General features: G+C 59.9%; 19 protein-coding genes and 1 pseudogene. 16 read left to right on the top strand and 4 right to left on the bottom strand.

What is annotated here, in order from left to right; genetic code table 11:
* Nucleotides 1-167 precede the first annotated feature (167 nt).
* From U862_RS0102795 to U862_RS0102720, 16 genes are all read left to right on the top strand, one after another.
* Nucleotides 168-581 carry an NADH-quinone oxidoreductase subunit A gene (locus U862_RS0102795; protein ID WP_003223812.1) on the top strand — a complete coding sequence of 138 codons (414 nt, stop codon included), beginning with the start codon at nt 168-170 and terminating at the stop codon, nt 579-581.
* A gap of 10 nt (nt 582-591) precedes the next feature.
* Complete coding sequence (locus tag U862_RS0102790; RefSeq protein WP_003223809.1) at nt 592-1,266, top strand: NADH-quinone oxidoreductase subunit B family protein; 675 nt, start codon at nt 592-594, stop codon at nt 1,264-1,266.
* 72 nt (nt 1,267-1,338) lie between these two features.
* Nucleotides 1,339-3,123 carry an NADH-quinone oxidoreductase subunit C/D gene (nuoC, locus tag U862_RS0102785; protein ID WP_025108994.1) on the top strand — a complete coding sequence of 595 codons (1,785 nt, stop codon included), beginning with the start codon at nt 1,339-1,341 and terminating at the stop codon, nt 3,121-3,123.
* A 2-nt stretch (nt 3,124-3,125) separates the two neighbouring features.
* Nucleotides 3,126-3,623: an NADH-quinone oxidoreductase subunit NuoE gene (gene nuoE, locus U862_RS0102780; RefSeq protein ID WP_003223804.1), complete on the top strand. Its 498-nt coding sequence runs from the start codon at nt 3,126-3,128 to the stop codon at nt 3,621-3,623.
* Nucleotides 3,620-4,975, top strand: a complete 1,356-nt coding sequence (gene nuoF, locus U862_RS0102775) for an NADH-quinone oxidoreductase subunit NuoF (RefSeq protein ID WP_025108993.1) — start codon at nt 3,620-3,622, stop codon at nt 4,973-4,975. Before nuoE ends, nuoF begins: the two co-directional genes overlap by 4 nt.
* Nucleotides 4,976-5,111: 136 nt before the next feature.
* Nucleotides 5,112-7,826, top strand: coding sequence for an NADH-quinone oxidoreductase subunit NuoG (gene nuoG, locus U862_RS0102770; protein ID WP_025108992.1), 2,715 nt, complete (start codon nt 5,112-5,114; stop codon nt 7,824-7,826).
* Complete coding sequence (gene nuoH / locus U862_RS0102765) at nt 7,823-8,830, top strand: NADH-quinone oxidoreductase subunit NuoH (protein ID WP_007964859.1); 1,008 nt, start codon at nt 7,823-7,825, stop codon at nt 8,828-8,830. Before nuoG ends, nuoH begins: the two co-directional genes overlap by 4 nt.
* A gap of 11 nt (nt 8,831-8,841) precedes the next feature.
* Nucleotides 8,842-9,390 (top strand): NADH-quinone oxidoreductase subunit NuoI, encoded by a 549-nt coding sequence (gene nuoI / locus U862_RS0102760; RefSeq protein WP_007920177.1) that lies wholly within the window; start codon nt 8,842-8,844, stop codon nt 9,388-9,390.
* 9 nt (nt 9,391-9,399) lie between these two features.
* Nucleotides 9,400-9,900, top strand: a complete 501-nt coding sequence (nuoJ, locus tag U862_RS0102755) for an NADH-quinone oxidoreductase subunit J (RefSeq protein ID WP_025108991.1) — start codon at nt 9,400-9,402, stop codon at nt 9,898-9,900.
* Nucleotides 9,901-9,903: 3 nt separating this feature from the next.
* On the top strand, nt 9,904-10,212 hold the full coding sequence (gene nuoK / locus U862_RS0102750) for an NADH-quinone oxidoreductase subunit NuoK (RefSeq protein WP_003180046.1): 309 nt from the start codon (nt 9,904-9,906) through the stop codon (nt 10,210-10,212).
* The gene (gene nuoL / locus U862_RS0102745) at nt 10,209-12,062 is read left to right on the top strand and encodes an NADH-quinone oxidoreductase subunit L (RefSeq protein ID WP_025108990.1); all 1,854 of its coding nucleotides are present in this window, start codon (nt 10,209-10,211) and stop codon (nt 12,060-12,062) included. The genes nuoK and nuoL overlap by 4 nt, the downstream gene beginning before the upstream one ends.
* Before the next feature lie 39 nt (nt 12,063-12,101).
* Nucleotides 12,102-13,634, top strand: coding sequence for an NADH-quinone oxidoreductase subunit M (gene nuoM, locus U862_RS0102740; RefSeq protein WP_025108989.1), 1,533 nt, complete (start codon nt 12,102-12,104; stop codon nt 13,632-13,634).
* Between the two features lie 7 nt (nt 13,635-13,641).
* Nucleotides 13,642-15,105 carry an NADH-quinone oxidoreductase subunit NuoN gene (gene nuoN, locus U862_RS0102735; RefSeq protein ID WP_007920173.1) on the top strand — a complete coding sequence of 488 codons (1,464 nt, stop codon included), beginning with the start codon at nt 13,642-13,644 and terminating at the stop codon, nt 15,103-15,105.
* 586 nt (nt 15,106-15,691) lie between these two features.
* A complete protein-coding gene (locus U862_RS0102730; RefSeq protein WP_025108988.1) occupies nt 15,692-16,042 on the top strand; it encodes a toxin in 351 nt (116 codons plus the stop codon).
* Entirely contained in the window at nt 16,032-16,346 is a 315-nt protein-coding gene (locus U862_RS0102725) for a DNA-binding transcriptional regulator (RefSeq protein ID WP_007964870.1), read from the top strand. Before U862_RS0102730 ends, U862_RS0102725 begins: the two co-directional genes overlap by 11 nt.
* Nucleotides 16,347-16,516: 170 nt before the next feature.
* Nucleotides 16,517-17,842 (top strand): OprD family porin, encoded by a 1,326-nt coding sequence (locus tag U862_RS0102720; RefSeq protein ID WP_025108987.1) that lies wholly within the window; start codon nt 16,517-16,519, stop codon nt 17,840-17,842.
* A gap of 213 nt (nt 17,843-18,055) precedes the next feature.
* On the opposite strand, the pseudogene U862_RS0102715 reads toward U862_RS0102720, so the two are convergent.
* The 4 genes and pseudogenes from U862_RS0102715 to U862_RS0102700 form a co-directional block, all read right to left on the bottom strand.
* A pseudogene (locus U862_RS0102715) lies at nt 18,056-18,205 on the bottom strand (DUF6124 family protein); the annotation flags it as partial.
* Nucleotides 18,206-18,347: 142 nt separating this feature from the next.
* Nucleotides 18,348-18,680, bottom strand: a complete 333-nt coding sequence (locus tag U862_RS0102710) for a DUF2790 domain-containing protein (RefSeq protein ID WP_025108986.1) — start codon at nt 18,678-18,680, stop codon at nt 18,348-18,350.
* Between the two features lie 78 nt (nt 18,681-18,758).
* Complete coding sequence (locus U862_RS0102705) at nt 18,759-18,962, bottom strand: co-regulatory protein PtrA N-terminal domain-containing protein (protein WP_025108985.1); 204 nt, start codon at nt 18,960-18,962, stop codon at nt 18,759-18,761.
* Nucleotides 18,963-19,186: 224 nt separating this feature from the next.
* A complete protein-coding gene (locus tag U862_RS0102700) occupies nt 19,187-22,336 on the bottom strand; it encodes a CusA/CzcA family heavy metal efflux RND transporter (RefSeq protein WP_025108984.1) in 3,150 nt (1,049 codons plus the stop codon).
* Between the last annotated feature and the right edge of the window lies 1 nt (nt 22,337).

The following is a 22,337-nucleotide window of genomic DNA, read 5'->3' as shown; positions in this document are numbered from 1 at the left end:
TTGGAGGTGCGCTATGTCCTTATTCCAATAAATAATTTCGCTATAGGAATTTTACTTGCTGGGTGTTTAGCCATAAAATCAGCCCGATTGATTGCTGCGACATATCGTCACTGCCTTATTTCTTTATCAAGCTCAGAGACCTTTGCTCTCTGTTAAGGATTACCAGCATGCCCGAAGCGACAGGACTCATGGCCCACAACTGGGGCTTTGCCATTTTCCTTCTGGGTGTAGTCGGCCTGTGTGCCTTCATGCTCGGCGTCTCCAGCCTCCTCGGGTCAAAAGCCTGGGGCCGCAGCAAAAACGAACCGTTCGAGTCCGGCATGCTACCTACCGGTGGCGCCCGCTTGCGGCTCTCAGCCAAATTCTATCTGGTCGCGATGCTGTTCGTGATCTTCGATATCGAAGCCCTCTTTCTCTTTGCATGGTCTGTGTCCGTCCGCGAAAGCGGCTGGACCGGATTCGTCGAAGCTCTCGTTTTCATAGCAATTCTGTTGGCAGGTCTTGTCTACCTGTTCCGAGTGGGCGCCCTTGACTGGGCTCCGGAAGCTCGTCGCAAGCGGCAGGCGAAGCTGAAACAATGAGGCTTTGGCAATGCAATACAATCTCACCAGAATCGACCCCGATGCTCCTAACGAGCAATATCCGATTGGCGAACGGGAGACCGTTTCCGATCCGTTAGAAGATCAAGTCCACAAAAACATTTTCATGGGCAAGCTCGAAGACGTGCTGAGTGGCGCGGTCAACTGGGGGCGTAAAAACTCCCTGTGGCCGTACAACTTCGGCCTTTCGTGCTGCTATGTGGAAATGACCACCGCCTTCACGGCGCCCCACGACATCGCGCGCTTTGGCGCCGAAGTTATCCGGGCATCACCGCGTCAGGCCGACTTCATGGTTATCGCCGGCACCTGCTTCATCAAGATGGCGCCGATCATTCAGCGTCTCTACGAGCAAATGCTCGAGCCGAAGTGGGTGATTTCCATGGGCTCGTGCGCCAACTCCGGTGGCATGTACGACATCTACTCCGTGGTTCAAGGGGTGGACAAGTTCCTGCCCGTGGACGTCTACGTACCTGGCTGCCCGCCCCGTCCAGAAGCATTTCTGCAAGGCTTGATGCTGTTGCAGGAATCGATTGGCCAGGAGCGTCGCCCACTGTCCTGGGTCGTTGGTGATCAAGGCGTTTATCGCGCCGACATGCCTTCGCAGAAAGAACAGCGCCGCGAACAGCGAATCGCAGTCACCAACCTGCGCAGCCCTGACGAAGTCTGATCCAGTCTGTTCTTACAAAGAAACGAGAAGCTGGCTTCATTCTTTACGTTGACCGAAAGCGAAAAAATAACCATGACTACAGGCAGCGCTCTGTACATCCCGCCTTATAAGGCAGACGACCAGGATGTGGTCGTCGAATTGAACAACCGTTTTGGCGCCGAAGCGTTCACCGCTCAGTCGACTCGCACCGGCATGCCGGTGCTGTGGGTGGCTCGCGCCAAACTCGTCGAAGTCCTGACCTTCCTGCGCAACCTGCCCAAGCCGTACGTCATGCTCTATGACCTGCACGGCGTGGACGAGCGTCTGCGCACCAAGCGTCAAGGGCTGCCGTCGGGCGCCGACTTCACCGTGTTCTATCACCTCATGTCGCTTGAGCGTAATAGTGACGTGATGATCAAAGTCGCCTTGTCCGAAAGCGACCTGAGCTTGCCGACCGTCACCAGCATCTGGCCGAACGCCAACTGGTACGAGCGTGAAGTCTGGGACATGTACGGCATCGACTTCAAAGGCCACCCGCACCTGTCGCGCATCATGATGCCGCCGACCTGGGAAGGTCACCCGTTGCGCAAGGACTTCCCGGCGCGCGCCACCGAATTCGATCCGTACAGCCTCAACCTCGCCAAGCAGCAGCTTGAGGAAGAAGCCGCGCGCTTCCGTCCTGAAGACTGGGGCATGAAGCGTTCCGGTGCCAACGAGGACTACATGTTCCTCAACCTCGGCCCGAACCACCCTTCCGCGCACGGTGCTTTCCGCATCATTCTGCAACTGGACGGTGAAGAGATCGTCGACTGCGTGCCGGACATCGGTTACCACCACCGTGGTGCCGAGAAGATGGCCGAGCGTCAGTCCTGGCACAGTTTCATCCCTTACACCGACCGTATCGACTACCTCGGCGGCGTGATGAACAACCTGCCGTACGTGCTCTCGGTCGAGAAGCTGGCCGGCATCAAGGTGCCCGAGAAGGTCGACGTCATCCGCATCATGATGGCCGAGTTCTTCCGGATCACCAGCCACCTGCTGTTCCTGGGGACTTACATCCAGGACGTCGGCGCCATGACTCCGGTGTTCTTCACCTTCACCGACCGCCAGAAGGCGTACACGGTGATTGAAGCCATTACCGGTTTCCGTCTGCACCCGGCCTGGTACCGCATCGGCGGTGTTGCCCACGACCTGCCGCGCGGCTGGGACAAACTGGTGAAAGACTTCGTTGAATGGCTGCCAAAGCGCCTCGACGAATACACCAAGGCTGCCCTGCAGAACAGCATCCTCAAGGGCCGTACCATCGGCGTCGCTGCCTACAACACCAAAGAGGCCCTGGAGTGGGGCGTCACCGGTGCCGGCCTGCGTTCGACCGGTTGCGACTTCGACCTGCGTAAAGCGCGTCCGTACTCCGGCTACGAGAACTTCGAGTTCGAAGTTCCGCTGGCTGCCAACGGCGATGCCTACGACCGCTGCATGGTCCGCGTCGAAGAGATGCGCCAGAGCATCAAGATCATCGACCAGTGCCTGCGCAACATGCCGGAAGGCCCGTACAAGGCGGATCACCCGCTGACCACGCCGCCGCCGAAAGAGCGCACGCTGCAGCACATCGAAACCTTGATCACGCACTTCCTGCAAGTTTCGTGGGGCCCGGTCATGCCGGCCAACGAATCCTTCCAGATGATCGAAGCGACCAAGGGCATCAACAGTTATTACCTGACGAGCGACGGCGGCACCATGAGCTACCGTACCCGGATCCGTACTCCGAGCTTCCCGCATCTGCAACAGATCCCTTCGGTGATCAAAGGCAGCATGGTCGCGGACTTGATTGCGTACCTGGGTAGTATCGACTTCGTTATGGCCGACGTGGACCGCTAAGCATGAACAGCACGCTTATCCAGACAGACCGTTTCACCCTGAGTGAAACCGAGCGCTCGGCCATCGAGCACGAGTTGCATCACTACGAAGACCCGCGCGCGGCGTCGATCGAAGCCCTGAAGATCGTTCAGAAAGAACGCGGCTGGGTGCCGGATGGCGCCCTGTACGCGATCGGCGAGATCCTCGGCATCCCGGCCAGCGACGTTGAAGGTGTGGCGACGTTCTACAGCCAGATCTTCCGTCAGCCGGTTGGCCGCCACATCATTCGCGTCTGCGACAGCATGGTCTGCTACATCGGTGGCCACGAGTCGGTGGTCAGCGAAATCCAGAACAATCTGGGCATCGGCCTGGGTCAGACCACCGCCGACGGTCGTTTCACCCTGCTGCCTGTCTGCTGCCTCGGCAACTGCGACAAGGCACCGGCGCTGATGATCGACGACGACACCTTTGGCGACGTGCAGCCTGCTGGCGTGGCCAAACTGCTCGAGGGCTACGTATGACCCTGACATCTTTCGGTCCTGCCAACCGCATCCAGCGTTCGGCCGAGACTCACCCGCTGACCTGGCGTCTGCGTGACGACGGCGAAGCCGTGTGGCTCGACGAATACCAGGCCAAGAACGGTTACGCCGCTGCGCGCAAAGCCTTCGCCGACATGGATCAGGACGCCATCGTCCAGACCGTGAAAGACGCTGGCCTCAAAGGTCGCGGCGGTGCAGGCTTCCCCACGGGCGTGAAGTGGGGCCTGATGCCCAAGGACGAATCCATCAACATCCGCTACCTGCTGTGCAACGCGGATGAAATGGAGCCGAACACCTGGAAAGACCGCATGCTGATGGAGCAACTGCCCCATCTGCTGATCGAAGGCATGCTGATCAGTGCCCGCGCACTGAAAACCTACCGTGGCTACATCTTCCTGCGTGGCGAGTACACCACCGCCGCCAAGCACCTCAACCGTGCCGTGGAAGAAGCCAAGGCAGCCGGCCTGCTGGGCAAGAACATCCTGGGCAGCGGCTTCGATTTCGAGCTGTTCGTCCACACCGGCGCCGGGCGTTACATCTGCGGTGAAGAAACCGCACTGATCAACTCCCTTGAAGGCCGCCGCGCCAACCCGCGCTCCAAGCCGCCCTTCCCTGCCGCCGTGGGCGTGTGGGGCAAGCCGACGTGCGTGAACAACGTAGAAACCCTGTGCAACGTGCCGGCAATCATTGCCGACGGTGTTGACTGGTACAAATCGTTGGCTCGCGAAGGCAGCGAAGACATGGGCACCAAGCTCATGGGCTTCTCCGGCAAGGTCAAGAACCCTGGCCTGTGGGAACTGCCATTCGGCGTCACCGGTCGCGAGCTGTTCGAAGACTACGCCGGCGGCATGCGCGACGGCTTCAAGCTCAAGGCCTGGCAGCCAGGTGGGGCCGGTACCGGTTTCCTGTTGCCGGAGCACCTCGACGCACAGATGTACGCCGGCGGCATCGCCAAAGTGGGCACCCGGATGGGTACCGGCCTGGCCATGGCGGTGGACGACAGCGTCAACATGGTCTCCCTGCTGCGCAACATGGAGCAGTTCTTCGCTCGCGAGTCGTGCGGTTTCTGCACCCCGTGCCGTGATGGTTTGCCATGGAGCGTCAAGCTCCTGATGGCGATCGAACAAGGCCGCGGCCAGCCAGGCGACATCGAGACCCTGCTGGGTCTGGTCAACTTCCTCGGCCCAGGCAAGACCTTCTGTGCTCACGCACCGGGTGCCGTAGAGCCGTTGGGCAGTGCCATCAAATACTTCCGTCCAGAGTTCGAAGCCGGTATCGCGCCTGCAAGCGCCGCCGTCCCGCCTCTGGCAAGGCCGATCGTAGTCGGCGCGTAAACGCTTAAAAAGGCGAAGGGTCCGTGCCCTTCGCCTTTCGTCCGATGACGCCTTTCGGGGCTGACTGGATTCGGACGAATAACAAGATTCCATTAGCCACGCCCGCTGACACCGGGCCAACGAAGACCTTTGAACCATGGCCACTATCCACGTAGACGGCAAAGCGCTCGAAGTCGACGGGGCAGACAACCTGTTACAGGCATGTCTGTCGCTGGGCCTCGACATCCCTTATTTCTGCTGGCACCCCGCGCTTGGTAGCGTCGGGGCCTGCCGCCAGTGCGCGGTCAAGCAGTACACCGACGAGAACGACACCCGTGGTCGCATCGTCATGTCCTGCATGACGCCTGCCACCGACAACACCTGGATCTCCATCGACGATGATGAGTCCAAGGCGTTCCGCGCCAGTGTTGTTGAATGGCTGATGACCAACCACCCGCACGACTGCCCAGTGTGCGAAGAAGGCGGTCACTGCCACCTGCAAGACATGACCGTGATGACCGGCCACAACGAGCGCCGTTATCGCTTCACCAAACGCACCCACCAGAACCAGCAACTGGGCCCGTTCATTTCCCACGAAATGAACCGCTGCATCGCCTGCTACCGCTGCGTGCGTTTCTACAAGGATTACGCCGGCGGCACCGACCTCGGTGTATTCGGCGCCCACGACAACGTGTACTTCGGTCGCGTTGAAGACGGCACCCTCGAAAGCGAGTTCTCCGGCAACCTCACCGAGGTCTGCCCGACCGGCGTGTTCACCGACAAGACTCACTCCGAGCGCTACAACCGCAAATGGGACATGCAGTTCTCGCCGAGCATCTGCCATGGCTGCTCCAGCGGTTGCAACATTTCTCCGGGCGAGCGTTACGGCGAACTGCGTCGCATCGAAAACCGTTTCAACGGTTCGGTGAACCAGTACTTCCTGTGCGACCGTGGCCGTTTCGGTTATGGCTACGTCAACCGCACCGACCGTCCACGTCAGCCGCTGCTGGCCGACGGCACCAAGCTGGGCCTCGACGCTGCGCTGGATAAAGCCGCTGATCTGCTGCGCGGCCGCAACATCGTCGGTATCGGTTCGCCGCGTGCCAGCCTCGAAAGCAACTACGCGTTGCGTGAACTGGTCGGCGCCGAGCACTTCTACTCCGGTATCGAAGCATCCGAACTGGAGCGTATCCGCCTGGTTCTGCAAGTGTTGAAAGACAGCCCGCTGCCTGTGCCGAACATGCGCGACATCGAAGACCACGACGCTGTGTTCGTCCTCGGTGAAGACCTGACTCAGACCGCTGCCCGTATGGCCCTGGCCCTGCGCCAGTCGGTCAAAGGCAAAGCCGAAGACATGGCCGAAGCCATGCGCGTTCAGCCTTGGCTCGACGCGGCAGTGAAGAACATCGGTCAGCACGCGCTGAACCCGCTGTTCATCGCCAGCCTGGCGGAAACCAAGCTCGACGACATCGCCGAAGAGTGCGTACACGCAGCTCCCGACGACCTGGCGCGCATCGGTTTCGCCGTGGCCCACGCCCTGGACGCCAGCGCGCCTGCCGTTGAAGGTCTGGACGCTGAAGCGCTGGAACTGGCCAAGCGCATCGCCGACGCCCTGCTCGCGGCCAAGCGCCCGCTGATCATCGCCGGTACTTCGCTGGGTTCCAAAGCCCTGATCGAAGCCGCAGCGAACATCGCCAAGGCGCTGAAGCTGCGCGAGAAAAACGGTTCGATCAGCCTGATCGTGCCGGAAGCCAACAGCCTCGGCCTGGCCATGCTCGGTGGCGAATCGGTCGACGCGGCGCTGCAAGCGGTCATCGACGGCAAAGCAGACGCCATCGTCGTGCTGGAAAACGATCTGTACACCCGCACCTCGAAAGCCAAGGTCGATGCGGCATTGAACGCGGCGAAAGTCGTGATCGTTGCCGACCACCAGAAGACTGCCACCACCGATCGCGCGCAACTGGTTCTGCCAGCGGCAAGCTTTGCTGAAGGCGACGGTACGCTGGTCAGCCAGGAAGGTCGCGCCCAGCGCTTCTTCCAGGTTTTCGATCCGCAGTACATGGATGCGAGCATCCTGGTTCACGAAGGCTGGCGCTGGCTGCACGCCCTGCGCGCGACCCTGCTGAAACAGCCGATCGACTGGACGCAACTCGACCACGTAACCGCTGCCGTTGCCTCGAGCACTGAGCAACTGGCGCGTATCGTTGATGCCGCTCCGTCTGCCGCGTTCCGCATCAAGGGTCTGAAACTGGCGCGTGAGCCGCTGCGCTACTCCGGTCGCACCGCAATGCGCGCCGACATCAGCGTTCACGAACCACGCACTCCGCAGGACAAAGACACCGCGTTCGCCTTCTCCATGGAAGGTTACTCGGGTTCGGTTGAGCCGCGTCAGCAGGTTCCTTTCGCCTGGTCGCCAGGCTGGAACTCGCCGCAAGCCTGGAACAAGTTCCAGGACGAAGTCGGTGGTCACCTGCGCGCTGGCGATCCGGGCACTCGCCTGATCGAAAGCACTGGCGACTCGCTGAACTGGTTCGCTGCCGCTCCGCGTGCGTTCAACCCGGCGCCGGGCACCTGGCAGGCCGTGCCGTTCTACCACCTGTTCGGCAGCGACGAAAACTCGTCGAAAGCCGCGCCGGTTCAAGAGCGCATCCCGGCTGCTTATGTTGCTCTGGCGAAATCCGAAGCAGATCGCCTGGGCGTCAACGACGGTGCCCTGCTGAGCCTGAACGTGGCCGGTCAGACCCTGCGTCTGCCGCTGCGCATCAATGAAGAACTGGGCGCTGGTCTGGTGGCCTTGCCTGCGGGCATCGCCGGCATTCCACCGGCATTCGCCGGCGTGTCCGTCGACGGTCTGCAGGAGGCAGCGCAATGACCTGGTTCACCCCTGAAGTGATCGATGTGATCCTGACGGTCATCAAAGCCATCGTGATTCTGCTGGCCGTTGTGGTCGCAGGCGCGTTGCTCAGCTTTGTCGAACGTCGCCTGCTGGGCTGGTGGCAGGACCGTTACGGCCCGAACCGCGTTGGTCCGTTCGGCATGTTCCAGATCGCCGCCGACATGCTCAAGATGTTCTTCAAGGAAGACTGGACCCCGCCGTTTGCCGATAAAGTGATCTTCACTTTGGCGCCGGTGGTGGCCATGTCCGCCCTGCTGATCGCCTTCGCGATCATCCCGATCACCCCGACCTGGGGCGTGGCGGATCTGAACATCGGTCTGCTGTTCTTCTTCGCCATGGCCGGTCTGTCGGTCTACGCGGTGCTGTTCGCCGGCTGGTCGAGCAACAACAAGTTTGCCCTGCTCGGCAGCTTGCGTGCCTCGGCGCAGACCGTGTCCTACGAAGTGTTCATGGGCCTGGCCCTGATGGGCATCGTGGTGCAGGTCGGCTCGTTCAACATGCGCGACATCGTCGAGTACCAGGCGCAGAACCTGTGGTTCATCATTCCGCAGTTCTTCGGCTTCTGTACCTTCTTCATCGCTGGCGTGGCTGTAACTCACCGTCACCCGTTCGACCAGCCGGAAGCGGAACAGGAACTGGCCGACGGTTACCACATTGAATACGCCGGTATGAAATGGGGCATGTTCTTCGTCGGTGAATACATCGGCATCATCCTGATCTCGGCGCTGCTGGTCACCCTGTTCTTCGGTGGCTGGCACGGTCCGTTCGGCATCCTGCCGCAACTGTCCTTCGTCTGGTTCGCACTGAAGACCGCGTTCTTCATCATGCTGTTCATCCTGCTGCGCGCTTCCATCCCGCGTCCGCGTTATGACCAGGTGATGGATTTCAGCTGGAAATTCTGCCTGCCACTGACCCTGATCAATTTGCTGATAACCGCTGCGGTTGTGTTGTGGAACACACCTGCGGTTGCGGTTCAGTGAGGATTTGACCCATGTTCAAATATATTGGCGACATCGTTAAGGGTACCGGTACCCAGTTGCGCAGCCTGGTCATGGTCTTCGGCCATGGCTTTCGCAAGCGCGACACCCTGCAATACCCGGAAGAAGCGGTCTATCTGCCGCCACGCTACCGTGGCCGTATTGTCCTGACCCGCGACCCCGATGGCGAAGAGCGTTGCGTAGCCTGCAACCTTTGCGCCGTGGCTTGCCCGGTCGGTTGCATCTCGCTGCAAAAAGCTGAAACCGAAGACGGTCGCTGGTACCCGGACTTCTTCCGTATCAACTTCTCGCGCTGCATTTTCTGCGGTCTCTGCGAGGAAGCCTGTCCGACCACCGCAATCCAGCTGACCCCGGATTTCGAGATGGCCGAGTTCAAACGTCAGGACCTGGTGTACGAGAAAGAAGATCTGCTGATCTCCGGCCCCGGCAAAAACCCTGATTACAACTTCTATCGTGTTGCAGGTATGGCAATCGCTGGCAAGCCGAAAGGCTCTGCGCAGAACGAAGCCGAACCGATCAACGTGAAGAGCTTGCTGCCTTAAGGAAGAACGATGGAATTCGCTTTCTATTTCGCATCGGGTATCGCGGTTGTGTCCACGCTACGTGTGGTCACCAACACCAACCCTGTGCATGCCCTGCTCTACCTGATCATCTCGTTGATCGCCGTGGCCATGACCTTCTTCGCACTCGGCGCACCGTTCGCCGGCGTGCTGGAAGTGATCGCCTACGCTGGCGCCATCATGGTGCTGTTCGTGTTCGTGGTGATGATGCTGAACCTGGGCCCAGCCTCGGTTCAGCAGGAACGCAGCTGGCTCAAGCCCGGTATCTGGGCGGGGCCGGTGATTCTTGCCGCCCTGCTGCTGGCCGAACTGCTGTATGTACTGTTCGCTCATCAGAGCGGTCAGGCCATCGGCCACACCACCGTGGACGCGAAAGCCGTGGGCATCAGCCTGTTCGGCCCGTACCTGCTGGTGGTCGAACTCGCCTCGATGCTGCTGCTCGCCGCAGCCGTCACGGCGTTCCATTTGGGCCGTAACGAGGCGAAGGAGTAAGACATGCCTGCTATCCCTCTCGAGCATGGATTGGCCGTTGCCGGCATCCTGTTCTGCCTTGGTCTGGTCGGCCTGATGGTCCGCCGCAACATTTTGTTCGTGTTGATGAGCCTGGAAGTGATGATGAACGCCTCTGCACTGGCCTTCATCGTGGCGGGCGCCCGCTGGGCGCAACCGGATGGACAGATCATGTTCATTCTGGTGATCAGCCTTGCAGCCGCCGAGGCCAGTATTGGTCTGGCGATCCTGCTGCAACTGTATCGCCGCTTCCACACGCTCGATATCGACGCTGCCAGTGAGATGCGCGGATGAACCTAATCTTTCTGACTTTTGTATTCCCTCTGATCGGTTTCCTGCTGCTGTCGTTCTCCCGTGGACGCTGGTCGGAAAACCTCTCGGCGCTGATCGGCGTGGGTTCCATTGGCTTGTCGGCGATTGTTGCCGCCTACGTCATCTGGCAATTCAACGTCGCGCCACCCGAAGGCGGTCACTACACCCTGGTGCTCTGGAAGTGGATGGCGGTGGAAGGCTTCAAGCCCGACTTCGCCCTCTACGTCGACGGCCTGTCGGTCACCATGCTCGGCGTGGTGGTGGGCGTAGGTTTCCTGATCCACCTGTTCGCGTCCTGGTACATGCGCGGCGAAGCGGGTTACTCGCGCTTCTTCTCGTACACCAACCTGTTTATCGCCAGCATGCTGTTCCTGGTGCTCGGCGATAACCTGTTGTTCCTGTACTTCGGCTGGGAAGGCGTGGGCCTGTGCTCGTACCTGTTGATCGGTTTCTACTACAGCAACCGCAACAACGGTAACGCCGCACTCAAGGCCTTCATCGTGACCCGGATCGGCGACGTGTTCATGGCCATCGGCCTGTTCATCCTGTTCCAGCAAGTGGGCACGTTGAACATCCAGGAACTGCTGGTGCTGGCACCGCAGAAATTCCAGGTCGGTGACTTCTGGATCACTCTGGCAACCCTGATGCTGCTGGGTGGCGCAGTCGGTAAATCGGCGCAACTGCCACTGCAAACCTGGCTTGCGGATGCGATGGCCGGTCCGACCCCGGTTTCGGCACTGATCCACGCCGCGACCATGGTGACCGCCGGTGTCTACCTGATCGCCCGTACCCACGGTCTGTTCACCCTGGCACCGGAAATCCTGCACCTGGTCGGCATCGTCGGTGGTGTGACTCTGGTTCTCGCAGGCTTCGCGGCACTGGTACAAACCGACATCAAACGTATCCTCGCGTACTCGACCATGAGCCAGATCGGCTACATGTTCCTGGCGCTGGGCGTTGGCGCATGGGATGGCGCGATTTTCCACCTGATGACCCACGCCTTCTTCAAGGCCCTGCTGTTCCTTGCTTCCGGTGCGGTGATCGTTGCCTGCCACCATGAGCAGAACATCTTCAAGATGGGCGGCCTGTGGAAAAAACTGCCACTGGCCTACGCCAGCTTCATCGTCGGTGGTGCTGCGCTGTCCGCTCTGCCACTGGTCACCGCGGGCTTCTACTCCAAGGACGAAATCCTTTGGGAAGCGTTCGCCAGCGGCAACCACGGTCTGCTCTACGCAGGTCTGGTCGGTGCGTTCATGACGTCGCTGTACACCTTCCGCCTGATCTTCATCACGTTCCACGGTGAAGCCAAGACTGAAGCCCACGCCGGTCACGGCATCGCTCACTGGCTGCCACTGTCGGTGCTGATCGTGCTGTCGACCTTCGTCGGCGCCATGATCGTTCCACCGCTGCACGGCGTACTGCCGCAAAGCGTTGGGCATGCCGGTGGCGAAGCCAAGCACAGTCTGGAAATCGCTTCGGGCGCCATCGCCCTGGCCGGTATCCTGCTGGCGGCCCTGCTGTTCCTCGGCAAGCGTCGCTTCGTGACGGCAATCGCCAACAGCGGCATCGGCCGTTTCCTCTCGGCCTGGTGGTTCGCTGCCTGGGGCTTCGACTGGATCTACGACAAACTGTTCGTCAAGCCGTACCTTGCGATCAGCCACATGCTGCGCAAAGACCCGCTCGACCAGACCATCGGTCTGATCCCGCGTATGGCCAAGGGTGGTCACACCGCCCTGAGCCGCACCGAGACCGGTCAACTGCGTTGGTACGCTGCTTCGATGGCTGCTGGTGCCGTGCTGGTAATCGGCGCCATCGTGCTGGTAGCGGTCTGATATGAACCTTGCGAATTTGCGAAAGGAAACGAGCCCGTCATGATTCTGCCTTGGCTAATCCTGATCCCCTTCATCGGCGGCCTGCTGTGCTGGATGGGTGAGCGCTTCGGCGCTACCCTCCCCCGCTGGATTGCGCTGTTGACCATGACCCTGGAACTCGCCCTCGGCCTCTGGCTGTGGGCCCACGGTGACTATTCATTTGCTCCGGCGCCTGGCGCCGATCCGACCTGGGCGCTTGAGTTCAAGCATGTCTGGATCCAGCGCTTCGGCATCAACGTGCACCTGGCCCTCGACGGCCTGTCGCTGTTGATGATCCTGCTGACCGGTCTGCTGGGTATCCTCTCGGTACTCTGCTCGTGGAAAGAGATTCAACGTCACGTTGGCTTCTTCCACCTGAACCTGATGTGGATCCTGGGCGGCGTTGTCGGCGTGTTCCTCGCCCTCGACCTGTTCATGTTCTTCTTCTTCTGGGAAATGATGCTGGTGCCGATGTACTTCCTCATCGCGCTCTGGGGTCACAGTTCTTCGGACGGCAAGAAAACCCGGATCTACGCAGCAACCAAGTTCTTCATCTTCACTCAGGCTTCCGGCCTGATCATGCTGGTGGCGATCCTGGGTCTGGTGCTGGTCAACTTCAACAACACCGGCGTGATTACCTTCAACTACGCCGACCTGTTGAAAACCAAGATGTCGATGACCACCGAGTACATTCTGATGCTCGGCTTCTTCATCGCCTTCGCGGTCAAGCTGCCAGTGGTGCCGTTCCACTCGTGGCTGCCTGACGCTCACGCCCAGGCACCGACCGCAGGTTCCGTCGACCTCGCCGGTATCTTGCTGAAAACCGCGGCCTACGGTCTGCTGCGTTTCGCCCTGCCGCTGTTCCCGAACGCCTCGGCCGAGTTTGCGCCGATCGCCATGACCCTCGGTCTGATCGGGATTTTCTACGGTGCATTCCTGGCGTTCGCCCAAACCGACATCAAGCGTCTGATCGCCTTCTCGTCCGTTTCCCATATGGGTTTCGTACTGATCGGCATCTACTCCGGCAGCCAACTGGCGCTGCAAGGCGCTGTGATCCAGATGCTGGCGCACGGTCTGTCGGCAGCGGCACTGTTTATCCTCAGCGGTCAGCTGTACGAGCGTCTGCACACTCGTGACATGCGTGAGATGGGCGGTCTGTGGTCGCGTATCGCTTACCTGCCGGCAATCAGCCTGTTCTTCGCCGCCGCATCCTTGGGCTTGCCGGGGACCGGTAACTTCGTCGGCGAATTCCTGATCCTGATCGGCACGTTCGCCAGTGCGCCATGGATCACTGCGATTGCCACGTCCGGTCTGGTGTTCGGTTCGGTCTACTCGCTGATCATGATCCACCGCGCCTACTTCGGCCCGGCCAAATCGGATTCGATCCTGCACGGTATGGACGGTCGCGAACTGATCATGGTGCTGGGCCTTGCGGCGTTGCTGGTTTACCTCGGCGTCTACCCGCAGCCGTTCCTCGACACTTCCGCCGCCACGATGCATGGCGTGCAGCAGTGGCTCGGCACCGCCTTCACTCAACTCGCTTCGGCCCGGTAAGAGCGCTATGGAATTCACGATTCAACACTTTATTGCGCTTGCGCCACTGTTGATCACCAGCCTCACCATTATCGTGGTGATGCTGGCAATCGCCTGGCGCCGCAACCACTCGCAGACCTTCCTGATCTCGGTCGCCGGTCTGAACCTGGCCTTGCTGTCGATCCTGCCGGCACTGAAAGTCGCGCCTCTGGCCGTGACCCCGTTGCTGCAAATCGACACCTTCGCCTGCCTGTACATGGCGCTGATCCTGGTTGCCACCCTCGCCTGCGTCACCCTCGCCCACGCCTATCTGGGCGATGGCGGTTCGGGTTACCCGGGCAACCGTGAAGAACTCTACCTGCTGATCCTGATGGCCGCCGCCGGCGGTCTGGTTCTGGTCAGCGCGCAGCACCTGGCCGGTTTGTTCATCGGTCTGGAACTGCTCTCGGTACCGGTCTACGGTCTGGTGGCTTACGCCTTCTTCAACAAGCGTTCGCTGGAAGCCGGCATCAAGTACATGGTGCTGTCGGCCGCCGGTTCCGCGTTCCTGTTGTTCGGTATGGCGCTGCTGTACGCCGACTCGGGTTCGCTGAGCTTCGTCGGTATCGGTCAGGCACTGGCTGCAACCGGCCTGCCTAGCTCGTTGGCGCAACTGGGCCTGGGCATGATGCTGATCGGTCTGGCGTTCAAGCTGTCGCTGGTACCGTTCCACCTGTGGACGCCTGACGTCTACGAAGGTGCTCCGGCACCGGTCGCAGCCTTCCTTGCGACCGCTTCGAAGGTTGCGGTGTTTGCGGTCATGGTGCGTCTGTTCCAGATCTCCCCTGCTGCCAGCAGTGGCGTGCTGAGCGACGTACTGACCGTCATCGCCATTGCCTCGATCCTGTTCGGTAACCTGCTGGCCCTGACTCAGAGCAACCTCAAGCGTCTGCTCGGTTACTCGTCCATCGCGCACTTCGGCTACCTGCTGATCGCACTGGTGGCGAGCAAGGGTCTGGCGGTGGAAGCCATCGGCGTCTACCTGGTCACCTACGTGATCACCAGCCTCGGCGCGTTCGGCGTGATCACGCTGATGTCCTCGCCGTACAACGGCCGTGACGCCGACGCACTGTACGAGTACCGCGGCCTGTTCTGGCGCCGTCCGTACCTGACCGCCGTACTCACCGTGATGATGCTGTCCCTGGCCGGTATCCCGCTGACCGCTGGCTTCATCGGCAAGTTCTACATCATCGCGACCGGTGTCGAATCGCACCAATGGTGGCTGGTTGGTTCGCTGGTACTGGGCAGCGCCATCGGCGTCTTCTACTACTTGCGCGTGATGGTCACCCTGTACCTGATCGAGCCAAACCTGCGTCGCCATGACGCCCAGCTGCACTGGGAACAGAAGGCAGGCGGCGTAATGCTGCTGGCCATCGCCCTGGTCGCATTCTTCCTGGGTGTGTACCCGCAGCCATTGCTGACACTGGTTCAGCAGGCGGGTCTGGCAGGCTGATTGCTCCGTTAGAACTGGCAACAAAAGAAACGGCACCTTCGGGTGCCGTTTTTGTTTTTACAGGATTCGATATCTCGAGCGCTTGCGCTGTCCTCATCGCGGGCAAGCCCGGCTCCCACAGGTTTGTGCGTCGTTCACAAAATCCGGGGACACCCAAAAACCAATGTGGGAGCGAGCCTGCTCGCGAAGGCGTCGGCACTTCCACCATATTCAGTGCCTGACACTCCGCTATCGCGAGCAGGCTCACTCCTACAGGCTGTGTGTCATTCACAAATTCTGTGCCACCCCGGATTACTGCAGGAGCGTGGCTTGCCCGCGATGGCGTCGGCACATCCACCCTCTTCATAGCTTCACACCCCGCCACTTTCGCCATTCGGCGCTGGACACTGCTGCGCGATTGTTCCGACACGCCAGTTGCGAAGCCTCTTCACAGATCAGTCGAACGTTCCTACAGCTCCCGTCAATTCGTCCTACAGGTGTTTTTACGACCGGCGTCTATCGTTGAAAAAGGGACGAAAAGCAAGGCCAGGAGGCCTTGACCGATTCGATTATCGAGACAACACTATACGTAGGTAGCGTACAGAACATGGATGCTCTATTTATCGAATTGCCTGTGTTTCAGAAGCACCGAGACGACTATCTGGATGACGAACTGTTTCGCAGCTTTCAACTGGAGTTGCTGAAAAATCCGCAAGCGGGCGATCTCATTGAGGACACAGGCGGGCTTCGTAAAATTCGCTTTAGCGACCAACGAAGAGGCAAAGGTAAGCGCAGCGGATTACGAGTGATTTATTACTGGTGGTCAGGCTTCGATCAGTTCTGGCTCTTTACCGTCTACACCAAAAACGAGCAGGACGATTTGACACCTGCCCAGAAAAAACTTTTCAGAAAAACACTGGATAGAGAACTCAACGCGAGAACCCACTATGAAACGTGACATTTTTTCCGAATTGATGGATGGACTGGAAGCACTGGCCGATGAACGCCAAGGCAAAATCACCTTGCGTACCCACAAGGTTCAGCTGCCAAAACTGATGCCGATCACTGCGGAGGAAGTCGTAGCCATCCGTCAGCAACTTAATCTTTCCCGGTCAGTATTCGCGATGTATCTACGCACCAACACGCGAACACTCGAAAACTGGGAGCAAGGACGAGCAACGCCCAATGCTCAGGCCACAACCCTGATCCGTCTGGTCGAACGTTTCCCCCAAACGATCGAACAGCTCGCAGCCCTGACCTGACCGTTTTCACTCCACTCACATGACGAAATTGTAATTCCCCCATCACCTTGGCGTTATCCGCAGCTTGTAACGATGTCCCCCGGCGACCATGCCGACGAGCCCCATGCCCGTCGAACAATAAAACCCACGCCGACGCACGTTCCCGTTCTGCCGAACCCAAGGAGTGTTTGATGGTTAACCCTACAAAAATATCGATGGCCGCTTTAGCGGTGGTGGTCGGCTCCGGGCCGTCCATGGTGCTTGCAGAAGACAAGCCCGAGGGCTTTGTCGAAGGCAGCAGCCTGACAGTGCTCAACCGCAACTTCTACTTCAATCGTGATCACCGCAACGGCCAGTCCAGCCCTACCGGCAACGGTTATTCCGAAGCCTGGGCCCATGCGGTGATCAGCAAGTTCGAATCCGGTTTCACCCAAGGCACCGTTGGGGTCGGGGTCGATGCGTTTGCCATGATCGGGCTGAAACTTGATACCGGTGACGGACGCAACGGTGGCCGCAGTTCGTTTGATGTGTTGCCGGTCAACAGCGACGGTCAGGCGCGGGATGAATACACCAAGGTCGGTGGCGCCGCGAAAGTGCGGGCGTTCGATACGGTGGTCAAGGTCGGTGATGTGTTCCCGGCCAACCCGATGGTGGCGGCCGGTGACTCGCGCCTGCTGCCGGAAAGTTTTCGCGGGGTAACAGCGAGCAACACCAGCATCGAAGGCCTGTCGATTCAGGGTGGACGCCTGCACGCGATGAGCCAACCGGTTTCCAGCGACATGCGCGAGAACTTCGCAACCTTCTACGCAGGCCCGGTCAATTCGCCGTGGATCGCTTACGGCGGTGGCGATTATGCGCTGAACAAGAACCTCAGCTTCAGCCTCTATTCCAGTCGCCTCAAGGACGCCTGGAATCAGTATTACGCCGGCACCGCATGGACCTATCCACTGTCCGATGACGTGTCATTGTTCGGTGGCCTGAACTATTACAAGGCTGTCGACGAAGGCAAGCAGTTGCTCGGGCGGTTCGACAACAACATCTGGAGCGGCCGTGTCGGCGTGAAATTCGGCGCCCACTCCGTCGCCCTCTCCCACCAGCGCAACAACGGTAACGACGACTTCGATTACCTGCGCCAGTCGGACTCGATCTTCCTCGACAACTCGATCCAGTACAGCGACTTCAACTCGCCGAAAGAACGCTCGTGGATGGCGCGTTATGACCTCGACATGACCGCGTACGGCGTACCCGGTTTGTCCTTCATGACTCGCTACGCACGCGGCACTGACGCGGACTATTCCAACGCCAACGCCGTGTACATGCGCCGCGATGCCGAGGGTAATCCGCTGACCGACCAGAAGCGCTGGGAGCGGGATGTCGAAGTCAAATACGTGGTGCAAAGCGGTTCGATGAAAGACCTGTCGCTGCGCCTGCGTCAAGCCACCACCCGCGCCACGGCGTTCGAATCCGACCTGGATGAAGTACGCGTGATCGTCGAATACCCGCTGGCGATTCTCTGAGTTTAACGAGCAATACCATTCACCTTTTAGAAGCTCCTTGCTCCTTTGGTCAGAGGTGAATTTTTGGCGTCCTTCGGGACGCTTTTTTTGTGCCCGATCGATATCACACCGCAGATACCTGTGGGAGCGGGCTTGCTCGCGAAGAGGCCGTGTCAGTCGACATCAATATTGAATGGACACACCGCTTTCGCGAGCAAGCCCGCTCCCACCGAGTTATGCGGCAGGATTGACGTTATCCAGTGCCTTGTTCACCGCCAGTTCGCCGAGCATGACGACTTGGGCGATGCCGAGAAGCGTCTTGCAATGAGTGCCTTCCAGCAACGCAGCAAAGTCGCCGAGCATCACCGTGGCCGAGGCCAGGGAAAGGGTGGAAGTTGTACGCAGGTTGGAACCTTGGGTAGAGAGCGGATGTCCGACGGACAACCTGAAAACTTATGTGGGAAAGCTCAGCATTTCCCACACAAGTTTTAAACATTCCGAATTGAAATACGCAACGTGTGCATCCTCAGCCACCGCTGTTGCGGCACACACCCGCCACGCTGTACTTGAGCGTATTGAGCTGTCCTTTCGAATCCTCGTAGGTCATGGCCGTCGGCACCACCGCGCAACCTGGCTGCGGCTTCACCACACTGACGATTTTCACCACGTCCAGCTTCATGCCGTATTCGTAGTCCTTCACCACTGGCGCCGCTTTGCCTTGCTCGGCGGCGTATTGCTCCATGGCTTTGGCGTTGGCGCTGAAGGCGCGCTCGAAGGTGCGGTCACCGCCGCCTTCGGCCATGACCAGAGAAGACATCGCCATGACACCGGCGAACGCGATCAACTTGAGCATTTTCATATCCATTTCCTTCCCACCCAGGCTTAAAAAAAAGCCCAGCATCGATGCGCGATGACGGGCTTGATCAAGTGCTGTCGCTTACAGGCTCTTGCTGTTGTCGACGGCTTTTTCATTGACCACCACCGGGTTGCCGGCGGCTTTTTCCTTGGCCACGAACAGCTCCATGGAGCGGTCGTTGTTGGTCATCATCCGGTCGAAAGTGCGGTCGCCGCCGCCTTCAGCCATGACCAGGGAAGACATCGCCAACGCCACTACAAAAGCACCTATCTGTACGATTTTCATCTTTGATTCCTCGTTTAAGTAACTGACGGGATCAAGGTAACAATCCGAACCTTTCGTGACGGTGGCGGGGAAATTACATATCCGTAATGTGCCTGGCACAGGTTCCAGACCAGACAAAAAACGGTGGGAGCGGGCTTGCTCGCGAAGGCGGTGTGGCATTCAACATTGATGTCGACTGACACGGCCTCTTCGCGAGCAAGCCCGCTCCCACAGGGGGGAATCACCTACTGAGTGAGAACCGGATCCTCATCCCGGCGGTGGGCAAGTTGGTAGAGCGCGGGCAGGATCAGCAACGTAAGGATCGTGGAGGACAGGATTCCGCCGATCACTACGGTGGCCAGCGGTCGCTGCACTTCGGCCCCCGTACCCGTCGCCAGCGCCATCGGAATAAAGCCCAGCGACGCCACCAGCGCGGTCATCAACACCGGGCGCAATCGCGTCAGCGCGCCGACATTAATCGCATCCGCCAGCGACCGCCCTTCCTCACGCAGATTACGAATGAACGCAATCATCACCAGGCCGTTGAGCACCGCCACCCCGGACAAGGCAATAAACCCGACACCCGCCGATATCGACAACGGAATATCGCGCAGCCACAGCGCCATCACGCCGCCGGTCAAGGCAAACGGGATCCCTGTAAACACCAGCAAACCGTCCTTGAGGTTGTTGAACATCATGAACAACAAGCCGAACACCAGCAGCAACGCCACCGGCACCACAATCTGCAGGCGCTTGGCCGCCGATTGCAGTTGCTCGAACTGCCCGCCCCAACTGGTCCAGTAACCGGCCGGGACTTGCACGTCGCGTTCGATCACCTCAGCGGCCTCGCTGACGAACGAGCCGATATCGCGCCCACGAACGTTGGCGCTGACGATCACCAGACGCTTGCCGTTTTCACGGCTGACCTGATTCGGCCCGAGCACCAGGTCGAGGCTGGCGACGTCCTTCAGTGCGATAAACCCGATCTGGTTCGCCGCGCCGCTCAGCGCCGGTACCGGAATCAACAGCGCCGACAAACCGTCGATGTCCTTGCGCATGGCATCGGACAAACGCACCACCATGTCGAAACGTCGATCACCCTCGTACAAGGTGCCGGCCTGACGCCCGCCCACCGCCACGGCGATGGTGTCCTGCACATCGCCAACGTTGAGGCCATAACGCGCGGCCTTGTCGCGGTCGATGTTGATGGTCAGCACCGGTAGCCCGCTGGTCTGCTCGACCTTCACTTCAGAGGCGCCGGTGACCTTCTGCATCGCCGCCGCGATCTTCGCGGCCGTGGCGTTGAGCACGTCCATGTCATCACCGAACACCTTCACCGCGACATCGCTGCGCACGCCGGAAATCAGTTCGTTGAAGCGCAGCTGGATCGGCTGCGACAGTTCATAGTTGCTGCCCGGCAGCGTCGCCGCGGCGGCTTGCAGTTCGGCCATCAGGGTTTCGCGGGACTTGCCCGGGTCCGGCCATTGATCCTTGGGCTTGAGCATCACGTAGCTGTCGGAGATGTTTGGCGGCATCGGATCGGAAGCGATTTCCGCGGTGCCGGTTCGGGCAAAGACGCGTTCGACCTCCGGCACTTTGGCCAGAATCAACTTTTCCAGACGCTGCTGCATGTCCACCGACTGCGTCAGGCTGGTGCCCGGAACGCGCAAGGCTTGCAGGGCGAAATCACCCTCGCTGAGGCTCGGTACAAACTCGCTGCCCATGCGACTGGTCAACACGCCGCTGAACACGATCACGCCCAACGCCGCGCCCACGGCCACCGTGCGATGCGCCATGACCCAGCCCAACGCCGGTGCGTACACACGACGTGCGCCACGCATCACCGCGCCCTCTTCTTCCTTGACCTTGCCGGTCACGAACAACGCAATCGCCGCCGGCACGAAGGTCACCGACAACAACATCGCACCGAGCAATGCGATGACCACGGTGAACGCCATCGGATGGAACATTTTCCCTTCGACACCGCTCAGGGCGAAGATCGGCAGGTACACCACCATGATGATCAACTGGCCGAAAATCAGCGGACGCCGCGCCTCTTTCGCCGCCGCAAAGACTTCCTTGAAACGCTCGGCACGGGTCAGCAATCGCCCGTGATGCTGCTGCGCATGGGCCAGGCGGCGCAGGGTGTTTTCGACAATCACCACGGCGCCATCGACGATGATGCCGAAGTCCAGCGCACCCAGGCTCATCAGGTTGGCACTGACCTTGTTGCTGAACATGCCGGTGAAGGTGAACAACATCGACAGCGGAATCACCATCGCGGTAATCAGCGCCGCGCGGATGTTGCCGAGGAACAGGAACAGAATCGCGATCACCAGAATCGCGCCTTCGACGAGGTTCTTTTTCACCGTGGCGATGGCTTTATCGACCAGGTGCGTGCGGTCGTACACCGGTACAGCGATCACGCCTTGCGGCAGGGATTTGTTGATCTGTTCAAGCTTGCTCGCGACCGCTTGCGACACCGTGCGGCTGTTCTCGCCGATCAGCATGAACACCGTGCCGAGCACCACTTCGCGACCATTTTCCGTGGCCGCGCCGCTGCGCAGTTCACGGCCGATTTCCACGGTGGCGACGTTCTTCACCCGGATCGGCGTGCCGTCGACATTGGCCATGACGATGTTGGCGATGTCCTCGGTGCTCGCGACTTGACCCGGGGCGCGAATCAACAACTGCTCGCCACTACGCTCGATATAACCTGCGCCGACGTTGGCGTTGTTGCGCTCAAGCGCAGTGATCAGATCGGTGAGCGTGAGTTTGTACGCGGCCAGGCGTTTCGGATCAGGCGCAATCTGGTATTCCTTGCCAAAGCCACCGATGGTGTTGATCTCGGCCACGCCAGGCACGTTGCGCAGTTGCGGCTTGATGATCCAGTCCTGAATCACCCGCAGATCGGTCGGCGTGTAGGCGCTGCCGTCATCCTTGAGAGCACCTTCCCTGGCTTCCACCGTCCACAGGAAGATCTCGCCGAGGCCGGTGGAAATCGGCCCCATCATCGCTTCCACGCCTTCGGGCAATTGCTCCTTGGCGATCTGCAGACGCTCGTTGACCAGTTGGCGGGCGAAGAACAGGTCGGTGCCGTCTTTGAAGATCACCGTCACTTGCGACAGCCCGGAGCGCGACAGCGAACGAGTCTGCTCCAGCGCCGGCAAACCGGCCATCGCGGTTTCAATCGCAAAGGTAATGCGCTGCTCGGTTTCCAGCGGTGAGAATCCGGCGGCGCCGGTATTGATCTGCACCTGGACGTTGGTGATGTCGGGCACGGCGTCGATCGGCAGCTTTTGATAACTGGCGATGCCGAGGCCGGCCATGAGCAGAACGGCGAGCAGCACGATGATGCGCTGCTCGATGGCAAACTGGATCAGGCGTTCGAACATG

It is taken from the genome of Pseudomonas sp. H1h (assembly GCF_000633255.1).
Classification (GTDB): domain Bacteria; phylum Pseudomonadota; class Gammaproteobacteria; order Pseudomonadales; family Pseudomonadaceae; genus Aquipseudomonas.
This window is presented reverse-complemented; position numbering and strand designations above follow the sequence as displayed.

Excerpts from the sequence above, each read along its gene's own strand:
- U862_RS0102700 (WP_025108984.1), bottom strand. The coding sequence starts at position 22,336 with ATGTTCGAACGCCTGATCCAGTTTGCCATCGAGCAGCGCATCATCGTG.
- nuoL (WP_025108990.1), top strand. The coding sequence starts at position 10,209 with ATGAACCTAATCTTTCTGACTTTTGTATTCCCTCTGATCGGTTTCCTG.
- U862_RS0102705 (WP_025108985.1), bottom strand. The coding sequence starts at position 18,962 with ATGAAAATCGTACAGATAGGTGCTTTTGTAGTGGCGTTGGCGATGTCT.
- nuoE (WP_003223804.1), top strand. The coding sequence starts at position 3,126 with ATGAACAGCACGCTTATCCAGACAGACCGTTTCACCCTGAGTGAAACC.
- U862_RS0102720 (WP_025108987.1), top strand. The coding sequence starts at position 16,517 with ATGGTTAACCCTACAAAAATATCGATGGCCGCTTTAGCGGTGGTGGTC.
- nuoH (WP_007964859.1), top strand. The coding sequence starts at position 7,823 with ATGACCTGGTTCACCCCTGAAGTGATCGATGTGATCCTGACGGTCATC.
- nuoC (WP_025108994.1), top strand. The coding sequence starts at position 1,339 with ATGACTACAGGCAGCGCTCTGTACATCCCGCCTTATAAGGCAGACGAC.
- U862_RS0102790 (WP_003223809.1), top strand. The coding sequence starts at position 592 with ATGCAATACAATCTCACCAGAATCGACCCCGATGCTCCTAACGAGCAA.
- nuoJ (WP_025108991.1), top strand. The coding sequence starts at position 9,400 with ATGGAATTCGCTTTCTATTTCGCATCGGGTATCGCGGTTGTGTCCACG.
- U862_RS0102795 (WP_003223812.1), top strand. The coding sequence starts at position 168 with ATGCCCGAAGCGACAGGACTCATGGCCCACAACTGGGGCTTTGCCATT.
- nuoN (WP_007920173.1), top strand. The coding sequence starts at position 13,642 with ATGGAATTCACGATTCAACACTTTATTGCGCTTGCGCCACTGTTGATC.
- U862_RS0102710 (WP_025108986.1), bottom strand. The coding sequence starts at position 18,680 with ATGAAAATGCTCAAGTTGATCGCGTTCGCCGGTGTCATGGCGATGTCT.
- nuoM (WP_025108989.1), top strand. The coding sequence starts at position 12,102 with ATGATTCTGCCTTGGCTAATCCTGATCCCCTTCATCGGCGGCCTGCTG.
- U862_RS0102730 (WP_025108988.1), top strand. The coding sequence starts at position 15,692 with ATGGATGCTCTATTTATCGAATTGCCTGTGTTTCAGAAGCACCGAGAC.
- U862_RS0102725 (WP_007964870.1), top strand. The coding sequence starts at position 16,032 with ATGAAACGTGACATTTTTTCCGAATTGATGGATGGACTGGAAGCACTG.
- nuoG (WP_025108992.1), top strand. The coding sequence starts at position 5,112 with ATGGCCACTATCCACGTAGACGGCAAAGCGCTCGAAGTCGACGGGGCA.
- nuoK (WP_003180046.1), top strand. The coding sequence starts at position 9,904 with ATGCCTGCTATCCCTCTCGAGCATGGATTGGCCGTTGCCGGCATCCTG.
- nuoI (WP_007920177.1), top strand. The coding sequence starts at position 8,842 with ATGTTCAAATATATTGGCGACATCGTTAAGGGTACCGGTACCCAGTTG.
- nuoF (WP_025108993.1), top strand. The coding sequence starts at position 3,620 with ATGACCCTGACATCTTTCGGTCCTGCCAACCGCATCCAGCGTTCGGCC.